Annotated in this window: 2 protein-coding genes; one reads left to right on the plus strand and one right to left on the minus strand. The window is 64.1% G+C overall.

Annotated elements, in window-relative coordinates; all coding sequences use genetic code 11:
• Positions 1–81: 81 nt before the first annotated feature.
• Complete coding sequence (locus JUB11_RS32385; protein WP_207462927.1) at positions 82–1,104, plus strand: IS110 family transposase; 1,023 nt, start codon at positions 82–84, stop codon at positions 1,102–1,104.
• Positions 1,105–1,298: 194 nt separating this feature from the next.
• Here the strand turns inward: JUB11_RS32385 and JUB11_RS32390 are convergent.
• On the minus strand, positions 1,299–1,581 hold a 283-nt coding region (locus JUB11_RS32390; protein ID WP_207462928.1), incomplete at its 5' end, for a hypothetical protein.

The raw sequence follows: 1,581 nt of genomic DNA on the forward strand, positions 1-1,581 counted from the left end.
TGATGGGATGGACGGCCCCCGCTTCCTGGTAAGTGAACTTATCTGAAGGGGATTGGCCCTCTGGAAGCGGAGATCCATCCCATGCAGCCCACGATCATCGGCCTCGATCTGGCCAAGACGGTGTTTCAGGTTCATGGCGTTGACGAGCGGGGTCAGGTTGTCCTGACCAAGCGTCTACGCCGAGACGGCGTGCTGGCGTTCTTCGCCACTCTGCCGGTCTGCCTGGTCGGAATGGAAGCCTGTGCCTCGGCTCACCACTGGGCTCGTGAGATCACGCGGCTCGGGCACACAGTGCGGCTGATGCCGCCTCAGTATGTGAAGCCCTACGTCAAGCGTCACAAAAACGACCAGGCGGACGCCGAGGCGATCTGCGAGGCCGTTCAGCGGCCCAGCATGCGCTTTGTCCCGATCAAGACCGAAGAGCAACAGAGTACCCTGGTGATCCACCGGGTGCGCGAGACGCTGGTCCGGCAGAAGACGCAGCTGATCAATGCTCTGCGTGGCCACTTGGCGGAGTTCGGCATCGTCGCCCCCCAAGGCGTGCAGAAGGTTGCTCAGCTGACAGCACGGCTTGCAGATCCCGCAGACCAGCAGATCCCGGCCGCCGCCAAGACCGTGCTGCAGGTGCTGGTGGATCAACTGCGCGACACCGAGCAGCGGATCAGCGACCTTGACGCCCAGCTGATCGAACAGGCCAAGAGGGATGAGACCTGTCGGCGTTTGCTGACGGTGCCCGGCATCGGGCCGGTCGTCGCGACGGCGCTGGTGGCGACGATCGGCGATGCCAAGACTTTCACCTCGGGTCGTCACTTGGCGGCATGGCTCGGCTTAGTGCCGCGGCAGAACTCCAGCGGCGGCAAGGAACGCCTGGGCGGCATCTCCAAGGCCGGTGACGGTTACCTGCGCCGCATGCTGATCCACGGCTCCCGCGCCCTGATGCGGTGGTGGCGGACCTCCTCGCCCTGGGTCAGAACGCTGCTGGAACGCCGGCCGGTGAACGTGGCTGTTGTGGCTCTGGCGAACAAGACGGCACGGATTGCGTGGGCGGTCATGACGCGCGGGGAGACTTACCGCCGTCCCGATCCGGTACCCGTCGGAGCCTGACAATGACCAAGACCCTGACCATCAGCAGCATAGCGCCAGGCTCGTGTCTGGCAAGGCCAAGCCGCTGGCGCGGCGGCCCGAGAGGCCGGCCTTGCCAGACACTGCGCGCGGCGCTCTCGAGGAAGACAGGTCGGGACGGAGAGGTGGTCCCGACAATCGAACAGAGAGGTTGGAGGAGAACATGATGACCAGCCTTATCGCCGGAACGTTGTGCTGATTCCGGCAAACAGCCCCCCTTCGGTTGCGAGGGCAATTGACGACGTGATGGCACAACAGGTCGGACCGGGATCGACGAAACCCGCGTGCAACAGCGAGCCGGTGAGCTCGAGGCGTTGATTGGGTGTCGATCCGCGGATCTCATCAAGGCCAGCAGTCATAGGGCTGCACCAGTAGGCCGGATAGATGGCAGCAACCGACCCTCGGGCCGTGACGTTGAAAAACGCTCTTGCAGGGTGGGGGCCGTCCATAGATGTTGCA

Origin of the sequence: Azospirillum sp. SYSU D00513, assembly GCF_017356015.1 — a bacterium.
Classification (GTDB): domain Bacteria; phylum Pseudomonadota; class Alphaproteobacteria; order Azospirillales; family Azospirillaceae; genus Azospirillum.